The sequence below is a fragment of the Nostoc sp. genome (assembly GCF_036918245.1).
GTDB lineage: Bacteria > Cyanobacteriota > Cyanobacteriia > Cyanobacteriales > Nostocaceae > Nostoc.
The window spans coordinates 23,691-39,779 of the sequence record NZ_JBALEF010000022.1; the positions used below are offsets into that span (position 1 = coordinate 23,691).

Below are 16,089 nucleotides of genomic sequence, written 5' to 3' on the forward strand. Positions count from 1 at the left end.
AACTCTATTTCTTGTCCACGAACTAGTACATGAGGGCGCTACTATTATCCAGGGGCGAAAGTACGTCTTGCGATCGGATGTTATGTACAGTCAATAGTCTAGAAAGTGATTAACCAGCAAAATAAACAAAATTTAATCTAACTCCCGGCGTCCTTCCAACGCCCTCGCCAAAGTAACTTCATCTGCGTACTCCAAATCGCCACCTACAGGTAAACCAAAAGCAATCCGCGTCACCTTAGTAAATGGTTTCAATAGCTGACCGATATACAGGGTTGTTGTCTCCCCTTCTACACTCGGACTAATTGCGAGAATTACTTCTTGAGGTTTTTGCTGACTCACCCGGCGCTGCAAAGCTAGTATAGTCAACTGATCTGGCCCAATTCCATCAATTGGCGAAATCACCCCGCCCAAAACGTGATATTTGCCTTTGTATTCGCGGGTTTTTTCCAGCGCAATCACATCGCGAGGATCTGCAACAACACAGATAGTATTATTGTCACGGTTGGCATTGCGGCAAATTTCACAAACAGGTTCAGCAGATAAGTGAAAGCAAACAGAACACAAGCCTATCTGTTTTTTTGCCTCAATTAAAGCTTGTGCCAAAGCTTCTACTTCTGCTTCTGGTCGCTTCAAAATATGCAAAGCCAGTCGCTGGGCACTTTTGGGGCCAACTCCCGGTAGGCGTTGCAATTGTTCAATTAACCGTGCTAAAGGGCGTGCGTAAACCGTTGTCTTGTCTCCAAAATGTTTTCACTTTAACTATGATGACATTTTTTCAGTACTTCCGTCAGGCGCAACACTTCCAACTCACGAGCGCTTAGTACAGCATTTCATTAATTTGTAGCGAATTAAAGAAAGGCAATACCTTGCAATGCCAATGCATCCCAATAGAATGTTAATGTGTCCCTCTGCAATGCCAATGCATCCCGATACAATGCCAATGCGTGCCCCTACAATGCCAATGCGTCCCAATACAATGTTAATGCGTCTCGATACAATGCCAATGCATCCCTCTGCATTAAAAACGCTACGTTTTTACGCAAAATTGTACTTAGTTCTCGACTTTGCAGCCGCTCTGCCAGTTTTGTGTCCACAGCAAAATATACGGTTGTTTGCTGTGAACTGCCCAAATCGCTTTTATCCTTAATTTTCAAACACGCCCTAGCTAAAACTTATCCTAACCACTCAGGATTTTTGGCTGTACCATCAAATTGGTTAGTGGTTTTAAACAGTTCATACTGACCTTTGAGAGCAGCTTGGCGAGTCCGATTCAGTAATGCTTTAACTTGTTCTTGGCTCATGGGTGTAAAAGTACGTACTGCCTCGAAAGCCTGGTCTAAGATGGGCATACTTTCAATGCCTGTAATCACTGTTGAAGTTGGCAGATTCATTGCATAATGCAGACATTCAATCGGTTTGACCACATTGCTTTTGAGAATGTTTTGATCGCCCATTGATTTCATCCCCAGTACAGCAATTCCGTCTTCAACCAGTCTGGGTAAAACTTGCCTCTCAAAACTGCGGAAATGGGCATCCATAACATTTAACGGCATCTGCACTGCATCAAAACGGAAGTTGTTTTGATTGGCAACTTCCAACATTCTCAGATGTACTAAAGGGTCTTTGTGTCCAGTAAAGCCTATGTAGCGAATCTTGCCAGCTTTTTGTGCTTCCACAACTGCTTCCATCGCACCACCAGGGGCAAAAATCCGGTCTGGGTCTTCCATACGAATAACTTCATGATGCTGCAACAAATCAATCCGGTCTGTTTGCAAACGTTTTAAAGATTCATCAATTTGTTTAGCAGCAGCCGCCTTTGTGCGACCGTCAATTTTAGTCATCAGAAAAGCTTTTTGACGATAACCATTTTGCAGAGCTTTACCCATGCGAATTTCGCTACCTCCATTATGGTAATCCCAGCAATTGTCCATAAAATTAATCCCGCGATCGAGAGCAGTATGGATTAGCCTAATACCCTCTTGTTCGTCTTTTGGTCTACCAATATGATGACCACCTAGACCAATTACAGATATTTGTTCTTTGGTGCGTCCTAGTTGCCTGTAGAGCATTTCACCTTTTTTAGTCTGGAGTGGGGTAGGCTGATTTTGCGCTAAAACCTGTTTAGTTAAACCTTGTAAAGCAAATACCCCGGCTCCACCTAAACTAGAAGCAGAAACTACCTTCAGTAAATTTCGTCTGCTAATATCCACAAATTTATCCTTTTACCACAGTATAAGAACTTGCCTTCATAGCTTTGCATAGAGCAAAATTCGCTGCTTCTAACTGTTGAAGGATAAAAGCAGTGAGGTAGAGATAGATTTTTGATAGAGGGAAGGTAAGAGAAAAATATTCCATTGCTGTGTAAGCAGAGGAAACATTAAAGACATCGGCAGCAGAGGAAGAATCTGATAGTCGTATTCCTGAATTGTTTCAGTGGTTCAAATGTCAACTCAAACACAACACCTTAGTGCAAAAGTCTTCTTTGAGAATTGTTTCTAAATCTTGGCTAATATTATTTGTATTGCTAAATATTCCTTGCAAAATTTATAAACATTTAGTGCGTGGTTCAGGAGTTGATAAAATCCAGAAAATTTCTGGAGAAAAATCGGAATTTTAAACTTGATTGCGATAATACGTTTAGGTAACTCAAACCTGTTTATTCTAAACTATTAAAGTTCCCTGTACTAAACATGAGTAGAGTCAATGACTGCTTCATCACCAGAAAATTCAATCAGCTCATCAAGTACTCATACTTTAGATATAGCTAGGCAAGAGTATCAATATAACTACATCCATATTCCATCTATTGCCATGCTAGATCGGCTTTCTATTGCCGAAGAGTTCACCACTAACTGGTATTTTTTATTAGCCCAGCAGTTACGAGTTGTGTTTATCAATACCTTGATTGTTAATAGAGGCAATCAAGGTTCTAAATCGATTCGTGATGATGTCGCAAAGTTTATTTTAGAAGCCTTGCTCAAGGGGGCACTACCAGTTAGAATCAGCATTCTGGCAAGAATCTTGCAAATTATCCCTCAGTTTTTGCTCAATGGCATATCTAAGGATCTTAGAGAACTCGACGATCTTTTTTATTCTATTTTGAAAGAAAACGGACTTGTGATCCTCAGAGATGCTCTAAATAGGATAATTAACCTTCTATACGAAGGACAGCCTACAGGACATGCAACCAGTCTCAAGGACTACGAAAATTTGTTTCCAGTGATTGGTGTACCAGCGATCGCTAAAACTTACCAAGAAGATGAAGTATTTGCCTACATAAGAGTCGCTGGCTACAATCCCGTGATGATCGAGCGAGTAACGACTCTAGGCGATCGCTTCCCAGTCACAGACGAACATTACCAAGGAGTAATGGGAACTGACGATTCATTAGCAGCAGCCGGACTTGAAGGCAGGCTTTACTTAGCTGACTATAAAATTTTAGATGGTGCAATCAACGGTACATTCCCACACGAGCAAAAATATCTCTATGCTCCCCTAGCACTATTTGCCTTACCCAAAGGCTCAGACCCCACCCGTCAATTGCGTCCGATAGCCATTCAATGCGGTCAAACCCCAGGCCCAGATTATCCGATTGTTACCCCTAACTCCGGTAAATACTCTTGGCTTTTTGCCAAAACAGTAGTCCAAATAGCAGATGCCAACTTTCACGAAGCTGTTACTCACCTAGCAAGAACTCACTTGTTAATTGGTGTATTTGCGATCGCCACCGCTCGACAACTGCCACTCACCCATCCTTTAAGAATTCTACTACACCCGCATTTTGACAGCACTTTAGCAATTAACGATGCCGCTCAACGTATTCTCATAGCTCCAGGCGGTGGTGTCGATAGATTACTCTCAGCATCAATTGACAACTCTCGCGTTTTAGCAGTGCTAGGATTACAAAGCTATGGTTTTAACAGCGCCATCTTACCTAAGCAATTCCAACAGCGCGGTGTAGACGATCCTAACCTATTGCCTATTTATCCTTACCGGGATGATGCACTACTAGTCTGGGATGCCATTCATCAATGGGTTTGGGACTACCTAAACCTTTACTACACCACGGATGAAGACATTCAAAAAGACACAGCCCTGCAAACATGGGCAGCAGAAATCTCAGCTTACGATGGTGGTCGCATCCCTGATTTTGGCGAAGATGGGAGCATCAAAACCCGCAATTATCTAATTGATGCCACAACGCTGATTATTTTCACTGCCAGTGCTCAACACGCTGTGGTTAACTTTCCGCAAAAATATCTTATGGGCTACGCCGCAGCCATACCATTGGCAGGTTATTTACCAGCCTCAACTCTCAAAAGAGAAGTTACTGAGCAAGACTACTTGAATTTGCTCCCTCCCTTAGATCAGGCACAACGGCAATACAACATACTCAGCTTGTTGGGGTCTGTGTACTATAACAAGCTGGGCGAGTATCAGCAAGGATACTTTACAGACCAAAAAGTAAAACCATTGTTACAAGCATTCCAGAGTAATCTTCAGCAGGTAGAAGACACCATCAAGCAACGTAATTTGCACCGTCCAGCCTATGAATATCTACTTCCTTCTAAAATTCCTCAGAGCATCAATATCTGAATTAGAGACAAATGACAAGTGACAAATGACTCAAAATAAATACCATGACACTTAAAGATAAAGTCCTCAAAGGTCACGATCGCCAGCTTTGGCTTGCACCTATACTAGCTAAAGTAGGTTATGACACTGCGATCGGCAAGTTTATACGCTTGATTTTTTATTACATGGATGCATCAATCATGCTCAACGCATGGCGAGACTTTCTCTACATCCGTAAGGATAATATTGGAGACAAGTATTTTGCAGTAGACCAAGCAATTATGCATTCCTCTCACTCCCAGGTAAGAGAACTAATGCAAACCCAACCACAACTGCGAGGAAATGATTTAGGCATCATCAGAATATTAGCTCCTAGCTACTTGCTGGATAATCCTCTGAGCTTGGGAACAAATGGTAACGAACACACAGGACTACGTACTGTAATCTTACAAGCCTTACCAGAACCGTCTCAAAAAATAGACTTTTTAGGGAATCTAGTTGAGCAAAGCTTGTTAGAAGCTGCTAAACAAGGCAAATTACACATCGGCAACGATTTGCCAAAGATCAATCCTGTCGATTTTGCATCAACTGGTTTTTCAGATATCTTTATCTGAGGAAGAAATCACAGCATCCGATAGTTACATTAAAGGTTTGGCTCTTGCATCCTTACCTAATTTTATCAGCAAGTATCTGCTGGCAATATTAACAGCGCCAAAAATTCGGCATCGTCAATATTTAACTAAGCGATATAAACAATCAGCTTTATGGGCATCTTACTTTGAAACAGGCGCTCAGTATCAGTTGAACGAACACCAAATCGCTAATACCCTTTTCGATATGATTCATATCGCTGGTACTGCCGGCACGAGTGCGCTTTTAGGATCAGTTATTGGTGTTCTCTGCTTGGATAATACTCTCAGAAATGATGTAGTGTCAGAAGTGAATGCAGTCTGGAATGGCAAGAAAACTTTAGACTCAGACGCTCTAGAAAAGTTAACACTTCTCAATCAAGTGATTTTGGAAACGGCTCGTCTCTATCCACCTGTGCGATTTGTTAGCCAACTCACCACTGAAGCGGGTGAAGTTGAGATTGGAAAACAAAAATGTCCATTCCAAAAAGGTACTCGCTTGCTTGGCTCTATTCTTACAGCTAATCGGGATGCCAATAGATACCAAAATCCAAACGATTTTGACCTAACACGGAATTTTTCAGATATATTATCTTGGAATGGCGAAGAGCATGAACGAGCCTGTCCTGGTAAATCCTTATCAATTGGCTTTATCAAAATTTTCTGTTTACATCTGTTCCACAACTATCAATGGGACTCAATTACAGAAGTCAAGTGGGATTTTGAAAAAGTGACTGCCGTTACTCCTAATAATTTAGTACTACAAGGTTTTACTCAACGACTGTGAGTAAGGGACTTCCAATTAAAAAAACATCCCATTGTAGGGGCGCACACAAGTCCTTCTGACCCCCTCTAACTCCCCCTTGTCAAGGGGGATAACCGGATATTTCTCCCCAAGGCATCGGGGAGATTAAGGGGAGTAAATCTAGGGTTTAGGCTTCATTACCAAGATGTGTGTACACCATAGCTCCCAAAATTAGCAGAGGGGAGCAAATTCTCCAGTTCCCCTTCTCCCAATATGGGAGAAGGGGTTAGGGGATGAGGGCAACCCTAGAACCCTTTCTCTTACCTAACTTCTAGCTTAAGTTAACACTAATGACAGCTATGCGCCTCTACAAATGTACAAAATTATGAGTTGATTTTACTCTTTTTCTAGTGCAAAATTACTCATCTTTTCTCTTACTCAGTTCTTGAAAAATTTAGATAGTCTTTTAGCCGAAAGGAAGTAATTACAAATTATATGGCTGAATTAATTGAGAAAAAGCAACTTAATAATATTGCTACCTGGATGATTCCAGTCAAAGAAACAAACTTACCATCTGTCCTTAAAGGTGTGTTTTTTATGGATGGTAATCCACTCCCAGATACTTGCATTACTATGTACAACTTAGAATGGGATATACAAAATATAACTTTGCTTTTACCAGTCTTTGCACCGTTACAATGGACTTTTCATAACTCGATTGCGGGTTGGATATTACTACGTTTAGTTCAATGGTTAAAAGTAACTTACAAAATTCAGTTTGAAGATGAAACTTTGCAACAAGCTCAAATCATACCTGTTTTCCTGGGAATACCAATTTCAACATTGATTGTAAGTTGTACAATGTCTCAAGACAAAAATTCTCTCAATGGAGATATTTGGCACAGAAAGAACGTCTGGTTCGGCGGACTTTCTCGGGCTGGTGAGTATACTCTCCGTAGGGTTGTTGATAAAAATGGTTGTTATACTCCTGCTTTTAACGATATGCTTACCAGAGTCCAAAATGAATGTTTAGTGATTGGACATCACTCAAATTGATCCGGCTCAAGTTAGTCAGCTAAAGCTTAGAGCCTTGTCGCCCCCCATCGCTAACTTGAAACAGAGGTTTGATTCTTTTTTGATTTCTGTTTTCGCCGATCTGAAATTGCATTTTTTGTACTCCAAATTCCCAAAGCCAGCAATCCAAATGTGACAGAGGGTTCTGGAACAGAATTAACTCGACGGAATTCGATGGGTGTGGCCACAAGTAAATTACCTTTTTTGTCAAAAATTTTGTCTAAGGAGTCGATGCTACTCTGCTCAATAGTTACATCGGAAACCACTTTGAAGCCATTAATTGTTATACAGCCATTGGGAGCGTTATTCCCAATGTAGCTGTTCGGCTCCCAAAATAATTGCAGATTACAGGTGTTCTTCTCAACATTGTTAATACTAAGCTGTCGCCGAGACTGAGAATGATTGCACAACCCGCGTACAGTATTTTCATTTACAAAGCTGCTAATACTTAGATTCACAGCCGAATTTTCTTCATTAAAAGAATAAAGACGTAGCCGCTCAAAACCTGGGCTTTCTTGCTCTAGATAAACGTTCTGTGTGTCAGCCAGAGGATTAGTATCATCCAGTTGCACACTACAATTTGACATAGTAATTAATGGCACAGAGGGGCTATTAGCAATCTGTTGGGCATTATCAAAAAAACCAGTGAACCACTGTGCTACTTCCTGAACCTGTGTCTTAATTGGTGGCGCACTGGTATCAGCACGGCTTTGTTGAAGAAATGAAAATGTTGTGACTAAGAATGTCAAAATTGATACTTTTAGTAAATGCATACAGGTTTGGACTCCAACAAGAGCAGATTACAGACTTATGGATAAATAATTTACACTATCAAGCCCCATCTTCTGTCATGAAATAAATTTCTTGGCTGTTGGCTAATAATCCTCTTGTGTCACTTTCCAGATTAAGCCAATAGTAAATAACTTAAATTATCCAGATTAGCCACTCAGTTTCATCTCAAAGAGAACCTATCAAGTAGTTAGCTATTATACGCGAATATCAAAAATTCAGTGCCTTCATAGATGAACTCTGCCATCTTGCACATACCCATCTTTTGATGTGCCTGAAGTGATGCTTTGTTGTTTGCCTTGATGAACAGTATTCCTTCCCGGTCTGGTAGAAAATCTTTCAACTTAGCAAACATTAGCGCAGCAATACCTTGCCCACGCATAGTTTCATCAACACAGATGGGGCCATATAAGTAAGCATCTTTTGTACCAGGATAGGCTTGTAACATCACCGTTATAATTGGTAAATTAGCAGTTGTCTTTGACCAACTGAGTAAGAATCCTACAACTTGACCATCTTTACGGGCTACAACGCTCGGCATTTTAGATATGGTCATCATTACAGCCTCTGGCTCAAGATGACCTAACAACATACCACCATGTTCTGCGTCATTGGCTTGGGCCAACTTGACGATTTCAGTAACATCCTTGGGGCTGGCACGGTCAATCACTACATTATTGAGACACATACCTGGTTGATATAAATAGGAGAAAGACTTGGAGCAAAAGAATTTTCTTTTAGAAGAATAACAGAGAAGAACGCTTTGGGGAACGCATTGCAGAGACAACTAAACATGGGTTTAAGTAGCTTTTGACACTTGTATTCGGTTATAGCAGCCTTGTATCTGACAAAAAATTCAAAGAGTCAAAGTTGCACCAAAGCAGCGATCGCTTGGAACAGGTAGTACACTGCTACTATGCCAAAACTTCCAGAGTGCGATCGCTGTCTTCATCTTTATGGCCCAGGTATCGCTCCCCCAATCGTTCTATCCACACCTACCCCTCACTGCTCTTGCGCCCATGCAGGATGTGACAAACCTCTGGTTTATGAAGGTCATTGCCCACTACGGTAGCCCTGACTACTTCTTCACCGAATATTTCCGCGTCAATGATACCTCACGGCTCAATCGTAGCATTCTGGCAGCAATCACCGAAAACGACACAGGTCGCCCCGTTTTTGCTCAAATGATTGGCGAAAGCATTCCAGACTTAGTAAGAACAGCAAAGGAACTCTGCAACTATAATATCGCTGGAGTTGACTTGAATATGGGCTGTCCAGCACCTAGAATCTATCGCAAAAATGTTGGAGGTGGATTGCTGCTCTTACCGGAAAAAGTGGATCGGATTTTGGCAGAACTGCGGCAAGCAGTCAACGATCGACCTTTGACCGTCAAGATGCGTGTAGGCTTTGAAAATACAGATAATTTTTACAAAATTCTAGATATAATCAATCGCCACAGCATTGATTTGCTGAGTTTACATGGTCGCACAGTAAAAGATATGTACCACGGGGCAGTGAAATATGATTTGATCGCTGAAGCAGTCAGACGAGTCCATTGTCCAGTGCTTGCTAATGGCAATATCAACTCGGCGACAACTGCTGTTGAAGTGCTTTCTCAAACGGGTGCGGCGGGTGTGATGGTGGGACGCTGGGCAATCGGGAATCCTTGGCTTTTTAATCAAATTCGGCAAGCTTTGCGTTTCGAGCCGATCGCGCCTGTTCCTTTAGCGGAGGTACGCAACTATATTGATCGTTTATGGCAAACTCCCACAGCAGCAACTATGCCAGAGCGATCGCGCGTAGGCTACATGAAAATGTTCCTCAACTACATTGCCTTGAGTGTTGACACTGAAGGTGATTTTTTGCGGCTGATGCGACAGACTTCTACTGAGGCAGAATTGTTTAACCTCTGCGATCGCGTTCTCCTTACTGATTTGACAAAAACTTTAGCCCTAGCACCCTCCTTGAGCGTGTAATAGGCTAAAAACTTATCATTTAGACCGCAGGGGCAGGGGGAAAGAGGCTTTTGCGATTTTTGCACAGATGCGGTAATCATAAGTGATTAACCAAACTTGATGCAATACAGTTCGGTTAAGGTTTTTTGATGAAAATTCTAGTTCACAAAGACGCGATAAATCGCCGTCAAGACGAAAGACTGATTATTGTAGAGACAGCGATTCATCACGTCTCTTGCCTTAACCGAACATTGCGGTGTTGTAGATTTGGCTGTGATTTATGGTAAATTCAACCGCTTGCGCGCACCAAATCGAAATAAGTTATCTGGCAATATTGCTTTTAAGCGAGGCAACCATTGTGCCTCATTGCCAACACGATACCGTAATCGTGGCAACCGACTACGAGCAGCAAATAGAATCGTCTGTGCAACTTTTTCAGGATCGTCGCCTTGTGCAATTGCTTGACTAACAGTTGAGCGAATCACATCGCGTACATTGTCGTAATCAGCATAATTCAATGTGGGTGACAACATAGCCTGGTTGAAGTTGGTCTTAAAGTAACCAGGCTCAATTAAAGATACTTTAATATTGAAGGGGTCTAGTTCCACACTCAATGCTTCGCTATAACCTTCGAGGGCAAACTTACTTGCGCTATAAAAACCTTGACCTGGTGCGCCAATCAATCCCGCCACTGAACTGATATTAATAATATGCCCACTACGCTGCTGTCTCATAACTGGCAAAACAGCATTGCTAACCCGGACAACACCCCAAAAGTTGGTTTCAAAAACCTCCTTGGCTTGTTCTAAAGAAGTTTCCTCAATCATGCTGGCATGAATTTGTCCAGCATTGTTAATCAGTAAATCAATGTGATTAGTCCGTGTGAGCAACTGTTTGATACAGGATTGTACTGAAGACTCAGAGGTAACATCGAGTGTCAACATTTCCACATCTTGTAAAGTTGGATGTTCCTTGCGACTAGTACCGAAGACCCAGTAACCTTCTTGAGCAAGCTTTTGAGCAGTTAGCTGCCCAAATCCAGATGATGCTCCTGTTACTAGCACGACCTTTTTATCAGTCATCGGTTCTCCTTTTGTTTGTAAATTCTTTGGTACTGCGATGGACTACACCCTGCCTCATAGAGCGATCGCGTTTTTTCTAAACCTTATTCGTTCATTATTCATTCTCAATAAAAACATAATTTTAGCAGTCCTGCACTTTGTACCTCATCTACTTGAGAACTGCTGTATATGTTTTTATAGCAATTTCATCAGTAACACCAGAACAAAAATATCCCCGACTTCTTTAAAAAGTCGGGGATCTCAAGCTCTCAATTAGGATTACCAAAGCTATTTAATCGCACACAATATCACTCAAATTGCACAAGCGATCGCCCCGATACCACAATAAAACCCACAGAATCAAGCCTCAGAAGCGGCTGGCGAATTCCCTCTAGAATGGCTGCATTTAAAGCAGTTTCTATCTTCAATTCTTCAGCTAATGTATTATCCCAACTTTGCTGATTTAAACGTAGACCTAATTGTTCTACTCTATTGGCTAATTTCTTTTCGGCGACTTTAGCACAATTTTGACATAAATCAATAAAATCGGGACGATTGGAAAGTAATTCTGAAGAAGTGTTACGCATTTCATAGCAAAAATTTTGCCATTTACTAGGATCAACAAAATCGTCAATAATTCCTAAGCGCTCTTTTGCTAGATTGTAATCTCGTCCTTGATTATTGTTTTTATCTTTATATGGACGTTGCAGAATACTTAAAAGAGCTTTATCCTCAACAGCCCGGATTGGCTCCTTGCGACCATCAACATAGATAGTTTCTATAATTGGTGGAAATAGAGCATCAACACGTCGCTGCAAGTTTTTGAATTGAGAATTATCTAGTTTGTTATCGAGTAAAACTTGTTTGGCAATTCTTAAATTTGCCTCGACTACATAATTGCACTGGAAACCGAACCATTCCTTCCCTTCTTTCGCGTCCCAAGATGCATCAGTGCGCCATAGAGCAAAGGCTTCACCTCGATCATCCCAGTTGATATAGTTCAAGAGGGCTTCGACAAATCCTTCGCCAACTCGAAAGAGTTTAACACCAGCATTCTGGTTTGCCACCCTGCGATTATAAGTACCAAATTGGTCTAGGGAACTCTCAGCAAAACGGTTTTGTAACTCATTTATCGGAACCAAGGTTCGCGTTGTCGGTTGATAACGTCGCATCTCTGATGAATCGGGGTTATTGAGTCCTCTGAATCCCAGCGCGTCACAAATCCAGCCTTCAATTGCTCGCCTAATTTCTAGATGACGAGCATCGTAATTATCTAAGTCTTGAAAATACTCGGTAGCAATTTCATCGTTTGCATCAATTTCATCTAGAGCATTTTGTTCGCTAATTTTGGCTATTTCCGCTTCAATTTGCTCTTGAATTGGTGAAACCATCTCTAACAATCCAGCCGCACCTGATTTAAACAAAACTGTTTCTAATTCTGCAAGTTTTTCATCGACATAAAACTGGAGACTGGCAATTGATTGCTGGAAAATACCAAACCCATCTTTTAATACTTTATACCAAGCATTGTGAGGGCTATCTTCCAAGTAGGGGCCAATCAAGGCACTAGATTGGATACCAATTTTGCTACCAATGCGGTCAAGTCTGCCAATTCTCTGTTCTAATTGATTAGGCGACCAAGGAAGGTCAAAATGAATTAACCAATCGGCAAACTGGAGGTTACGTCCTTCTTCTCCAGAGCGATCGCATACTAAAATAAAGCAGTTTGGGTTATTCTTGAACCTATTTAAGCCTTCCTCAACTTTATCTGGTGATTCTCCAAATTGATGGCTAGCTATTGTCTCTGCACCAAAGGTATCAGATAAATATCGGACAATTTCGCCACAAGTTTGCACAAAACTGGTAAATACAATAAATTTGGGCAGAATATCGCCAGTAATTGGTCTTTGAATTCTCTGCTGTATTCTGGTGATGAATTCCTTTTGATTCTTCCGAACGTTTGCGGGAATTTTGAAATAAGTACCTAGCTGATTCAGCAACACTGTTTTCAAATTTTCCGTCCGTTGTCCGTCCTCTTGAGGTTGACGAACAATTTTTAGTAAGGATTGGAGAATCTCTTCTTCCCCTGAGAATTTGGGGGTTGTAGTTAATAGGCGAACATCATCTTCTTTAAATTCCTGGATGAGTTTAGGATGAGGTTTCGCAGTTAAACGCGCCGTAATTACTTGTTCTAAAATGCCTAACCAAGTACCAGCAGCGAGAAATAACAGCAGAAAAACTCGCTGATATTGCTTTTGAGCAGGAGCAACACTCCGCCATTGATTCAGGAGTTCGTGGATATCAAGCGATCGCTCGTCTAAATCATACTCTTCTTTTGGCGTAAAGTTGCGGTCAAATATCACGTCTTCCACCGCAGCGCGACGGTTGCGAAGCATTCGCCGGTGTAGTCGATAGATATCGCTGACATGGACGCGAATCGCTTGGACGATTTGCTCTTGCTTGGTAGAATTTGCTTGTAAATTTTCTAAATCATCCGCCAGCTTCAGTAAATACTTATCCTCTGCAAACAAGTTTCGCAATTGCTGCAAGTTGCTTTTGAGAACAAGAGGTTCTGCACCTTCTTTAAAAGAAAGCAGAAGTTTACCAATTTGCTGACGACTTTCAACTTTGGTGCGGAAACCTGCTAAATCGCCAAGTTTATAGGTTGTTGGGTCGAGTAAGTGCAACATGGCCAGAAAATCCTGCTCGTGATTGAGAACAGGAGTGGCAGATAATAAAAGTAAGCGATCGCTTTTATGAGCCAGTTCTTTGCAAGTCTGAAAACGCTGGCGTACTGTTGCATCCTTAGAGGTTGCCATTGCTGCGATGTGATGGGCTTCATCTAAAATTAAGCAGCCTATCTTTGCTTTCAGGTTGATTTTATGGATATCTTCAACCGCCAGCACCGCTACCCGTTTGCCAAAATGGGAGATGTAAAACTTATTTTCTAACTCAGTCCGCCATTGTTTGAGCAAATATTGCGGAACTATCACCACCGCACCTTTTTTCGGTTCATCGAGAAGAAATTGACGGAGAATCGCACCCGCTTCGATGGTTTTTCCCAGTCCCACCTCGTCTGCTAACAAGTAGCGTTGAATTGGGTCTTCCAGTACCCGCCGCACTACTTCAACTTGGTGAGGATAAAGATTAATATTTGCCGAAATCAGTCCCGTCATCCCGCGACTCACAGCGCGTTGCTGAGTCAAGGATTTCACGAAAGCCAATCTTTTGTCATGGAAGTAGGGCGTTTCGTGACCCTTCATCGCCAGAGTTTGGATGGGGTCTGTATTTGGTAGATTACAACGAACGTAAATGTCTTCAATAGAAGCGATCGCACTTTTCTTATCTGGTAAATCAATTTGATACATTTCTGTATCTTCATCCCAGATAAAAACTCTGCCAACTATCCATTTCTCCTGAGTTTGGGACTTAATATAGCATCTAGCTTGGGGTTCCAGCTTGATTTGAGAGAGCGAACTTAAAGGTAAAGTTTTTTGGAGACGTTGGCCTATAGAGCAGAAATACTCAACGTTTGCATTGGTATCAGATATTTCCGTAACTTTTCCGATACCCAAAGAGTTGTTCTGGGACTGTACCAATAAACCAAGCTTAATCATAGATCCAGTCCCCTGAGCACACTAAAAGAACCTTCCAGACTAGTTTTTAGCCCATATCTGGCAGTTTTGTCGATCAATATTATAGATAATAAACTGGTATTACAGTTTTTGTGAGAGCGATATCTACGACGGGCTATTGGGCGTCGCTCCACCACAGCCAATTAATAAAATTAGCAATTTTCAGGTAAATACACCACACAGTAGAGGTACAGCATTGCTGTGCTTACATAACATATACGGTTCAATTAAATGAAAACTGCTGTAAATTCACATTTCTCAGTAAAGTTTTACGTAAAGCGTAACGTTATTAAATGTAGAGCGGCGCATTGGCATTGTCAGCCAACACAATAGCATTGTTTGCTGACACAATAGCATTGTTTGCCAACACATTGGCATTGTTTGCCGACACAATGGCATTGTTCGCCGACGCATTGGCATTGTTCGCCGACGCATTGGCATTGTTCGCCGACGCATTGGCATTGTTTGCCGACACAATGCCATTGTTTGCCAACGCATTGGCATTGTTTGCCGACACAATGCCATTGCAGGGTATTGCCAAATTAAATTTGCTACGAATTAATGAAATGCTGTACTTAGCTGATTATGTAGTGTAACAGATTTACGCTTTGGCTTGAGAAGGCCACGATACAATTAAGATTGTGTACATTTATTTACTATGAAGAAAATTAGAGACAACACAATTAAGTTAAATCAATTTTTAAAGTTGATGGGTATAGTGCCAACTGGAGGTCAAGCCAAGCTGATGATTCAAGGTGGCGATGTCCAAGTAAACGGTATGCTAGAAACTCGACGAGGACGGCGACTAGTACCAGGCGATAAAGTGACAATCCAAGGACAGACTTTAGAAGTAAATTTGAACAACAATGAAGACCCAGATGTAATGATAGATTTAACCGAACAAACCGAGTAAAGAAAGTTTATCCCAAATTTACAAGTTTCTCTTTTTCCTTGTGAGTAATGCTGCAAATTTCCAACAAAGTTATTATCCCACAGACTGAGATTGAAATTACTGCGATTCGCTCCCAAGGAGCGGGAGGTCAAAATGTGAATAAGGTTTCTACCGCGATCCACTTGCGCTTTGATATTGCGGCTTCATCATTACCCGATTATTATAAACAACAGCTTTTAAAGCTCAACGATCGACGCATTAACCAAGAAGGAGTAGTTGTAATTAAAGCTCAGGAACACCGAAGCCAAGAGAACAACCGCGAGTCAGCATTGAAACGACTTCAAGAACTCATTCAAAGCGCAGTTGTCGTGACGATAAAACGCAAACCCACTAAACCAACTCGCAGTTCTCAAAGAAAGCGCCTTGACCACAAAAGTAAGCGCGGACAGGTTAAATCTAACAGAGGGCAGGTGACAGATTGTTGATTCATCTGTTATGTGTAGAAAACACACGTATTATTAAATGTGAAAAAAGATGAATAAGACATTACTAAAGATTTTGATGTTTGCGCTTTTAATCTTGTTTATCATCTCTCCCTTTGCGGCCCTTGCAAGTTTAATGCTTGTAGTATTAGTTTCGGCATTTTTCTTTTTACTAGGTGACGTGTTTCAAGCAATTATTAGTGGCGACACTGACCCGAATAAGTCATAAAAGCACAATTCCAAATGCAGATA

15 protein-coding genes are annotated in these 16,089 nt (G+C 41.4%); 9 read left to right on the top strand and 6 right to left on the bottom strand.

Annotated elements, in window-relative coordinates:
• Nucleotides 1-132 precede the first annotated feature (132 nt).
• On the bottom strand, nt 133-690 hold the full coding sequence (gene recR / locus V7L12_RS04975; RefSeq protein ID WP_238846177.1) for a recombination mediator RecR: 558 nt from the start codon (nt 688-690) through the stop codon (nt 133-135).
• A 482-nt stretch (nt 691-1,172) separates the two neighbouring features.
• A complete protein-coding gene (locus V7L12_RS04980; RefSeq protein ID WP_335082649.1) occupies nt 1,173-2,210 on the bottom strand; it encodes an aldo/keto reductase in 1,038 nt (345 codons plus the stop codon).
• A 493-nt stretch (nt 2,211-2,703) separates the two neighbouring features.
• Between V7L12_RS04980 and V7L12_RS04985 the strand changes: the two genes are divergently transcribed.
• The 4 genes from V7L12_RS04985 to V7L12_RS05000 all read left to right on the top strand — a co-directional run bounded on the left by V7L12_RS04985 (nt 2,704) and on the right by V7L12_RS05000 (nt 7,005).
• Complete coding sequence (locus V7L12_RS04985) at nt 2,704-4,596, top strand: lipoxygenase family protein (protein WP_335082650.1); 1,893 nt, start codon at nt 2,704-2,706, stop codon at nt 4,594-4,596.
• A gap of 44 nt (nt 4,597-4,640) precedes the next feature.
• Nucleotides 4,641-5,189: a hypothetical protein gene (locus V7L12_RS04990; RefSeq protein ID WP_335082652.1), complete on the top strand. Its 549-nt coding sequence runs from the start codon at nt 4,641-4,643 to the stop codon at nt 5,187-5,189.
• A complete protein-coding gene (locus tag V7L12_RS04995; protein WP_335082654.1) occupies nt 5,155-5,991 on the top strand; it encodes a cytochrome P450 in 837 nt (278 codons plus the stop codon). Before V7L12_RS04990 ends, V7L12_RS04995 begins: the two co-directional genes overlap by 35 nt.
• A gap of 453 nt (nt 5,992-6,444) precedes the next feature.
• Nucleotides 6,445-7,005 (top strand): hypothetical protein, encoded by a 561-nt coding sequence (locus V7L12_RS05000; protein WP_335082656.1) that lies wholly within the window; start codon nt 6,445-6,447, stop codon nt 7,003-7,005.
• Nucleotides 7,006-7,055: 50 nt separating this feature from the next.
• Here the strand turns inward: V7L12_RS05000 and V7L12_RS05005 are convergent, their stop codons facing one another.
• Together V7L12_RS05005 and V7L12_RS05010 are read right to left on the bottom strand one after the other, a co-directional pair.
• Nucleotides 7,056-7,796 (bottom strand): chromophore lyase CpcT/CpeT, encoded by a 741-nt coding sequence (locus tag V7L12_RS05005; RefSeq protein WP_335082658.1) that lies wholly within the window; start codon nt 7,794-7,796, stop codon nt 7,056-7,058.
• A 206-nt stretch (nt 7,797-8,002) separates the two neighbouring features.
• On the bottom strand, nt 8,003-8,500 hold the full coding sequence (locus V7L12_RS05010) for a GNAT family N-acetyltransferase (protein WP_335082660.1): 498 nt from the start codon (nt 8,498-8,500) through the stop codon (nt 8,003-8,005).
• A 268-nt stretch (nt 8,501-8,768) separates the two neighbouring features.
• Here V7L12_RS05010 and V7L12_RS05015 point away from each other — a divergent pair, with 268 nt between their 5' ends.
• Nucleotides 8,769-9,788 carry a tRNA-dihydrouridine synthase family protein gene (locus V7L12_RS05015; protein WP_335082662.1) on the top strand — a complete coding sequence of 340 codons (1,020 nt, stop codon included), beginning with the start codon at nt 8,769-8,771 and terminating at the stop codon, nt 9,786-9,788.
• A 257-nt stretch (nt 9,789-10,045) separates the two neighbouring features.
• Here V7L12_RS05015 and V7L12_RS05020 read toward each other — a convergent pair whose 3' ends face one another.
• Both V7L12_RS05020 and dpdE read right to left on the bottom strand, forming a co-directional pair.
• A complete protein-coding gene (locus tag V7L12_RS05020) occupies nt 10,046-10,849 on the bottom strand; it encodes an oxidoreductase (protein WP_335082664.1) in 804 nt (267 codons plus the stop codon).
• 287 nt (nt 10,850-11,136) lie between these two features.
• Nucleotides 11,137-14,445, bottom strand: coding sequence for a protein DpdE (gene dpdE / locus V7L12_RS05025; RefSeq protein WP_335082666.1), 3,309 nt, complete (start codon nt 14,443-14,445; stop codon nt 11,137-11,139).
• Nucleotides 14,446-14,777: 332 nt separating this feature from the next.
• Here dpdE and V7L12_RS05030 point away from each other — a divergent pair, with 332 nt between their 5' ends.
• The 4 genes from V7L12_RS05030 (at nt 14,778) to V7L12_RS05045 (ending at nt 16,066) form a co-directional block, all read left to right on the top strand.
• Nucleotides 14,778-15,059 (top strand): hypothetical protein, encoded by a 282-nt coding sequence (locus tag V7L12_RS05030; protein WP_335082668.1) that lies wholly within the window; start codon nt 14,778-14,780, stop codon nt 15,057-15,059.
• A gap of 62 nt (nt 15,060-15,121) precedes the next feature.
• Nucleotides 15,122-15,376 (top strand): RNA-binding S4 domain-containing protein, encoded by a 255-nt coding sequence (locus V7L12_RS05035; protein ID WP_322638696.1) that lies wholly within the window; start codon nt 15,122-15,124, stop codon nt 15,374-15,376.
• A 47-nt stretch (nt 15,377-15,423) separates the two neighbouring features.
• Nucleotides 15,424-15,840: an alternative ribosome rescue aminoacyl-tRNA hydrolase ArfB gene (arfB, locus tag V7L12_RS05040; protein WP_335082670.1), complete on the top strand. Its 417-nt coding sequence runs from the start codon at nt 15,424-15,426 to the stop codon at nt 15,838-15,840.
• Between the two features lie 49 nt (nt 15,841-15,889).
• The gene (locus tag V7L12_RS05045) at nt 15,890-16,066 is read left to right on the top strand and encodes a hypothetical protein (RefSeq protein WP_335082672.1); all 177 of its coding nucleotides are present in this window, start codon (nt 15,890-15,892) and stop codon (nt 16,064-16,066) included.
• Nucleotides 16,067-16,089 lie beyond the last annotated feature (23 nt).

Excerpts from the sequence above, each read along its gene's own strand:
- V7L12_RS04985 (WP_335082650.1), top strand. The coding sequence starts at position 2,704 with ATGACTGCTTCATCACCAGAAAATTCAATCAGCTCATCAAGTACTCAT.
- V7L12_RS04990 (WP_335082652.1), top strand. The coding sequence starts at position 4,641 with ATGACACTTAAAGATAAAGTCCTCAAAGGTCACGATCGCCAGCTTTGG.
- V7L12_RS05000 (WP_335082656.1), top strand. The coding sequence starts at position 6,445 with ATGGCTGAATTAATTGAGAAAAAGCAACTTAATAATATTGCTACCTGG.
- V7L12_RS05005 (WP_335082658.1), bottom strand. The coding sequence starts at position 7,796 with ATGCATTTACTAAAAGTATCAATTTTGACATTCTTAGTCACAACATTT.
- V7L12_RS05010 (WP_335082660.1), bottom strand. The coding sequence starts at position 8,500 with ATGTGTCTCAATAATGTAGTGATTGACCGTGCCAGCCCCAAGGATGTT.
- V7L12_RS05015 (WP_335082662.1), top strand. The coding sequence starts at position 8,769 with ATGGCCCAGGTATCGCTCCCCCAATCGTTCTATCCACACCTACCCCTC.
- V7L12_RS05020 (WP_335082664.1), bottom strand. The coding sequence starts at position 10,849 with ATGACTGATAAAAAGGTCGTGCTAGTAACAGGAGCATCATCTGGATTT.
- dpdE (WP_335082666.1), bottom strand. The coding sequence starts at position 14,445 with ATGATTAAGCTTGGTTTATTGGTACAGTCCCAGAACAACTCTTTGGGT.
- V7L12_RS05035 (WP_322638696.1), top strand. The coding sequence starts at position 15,122 with ATGAAGAAAATTAGAGACAACACAATTAAGTTAAATCAATTTTTAAAG.
- arfB (WP_335082670.1), top strand. The coding sequence starts at position 15,424 with ATGCTGCAAATTTCCAACAAAGTTATTATCCCACAGACTGAGATTGAA.
- V7L12_RS05045 (WP_335082672.1), top strand. The coding sequence starts at position 15,890 with ATGAATAAGACATTACTAAAGATTTTGATGTTTGCGCTTTTAATCTTG.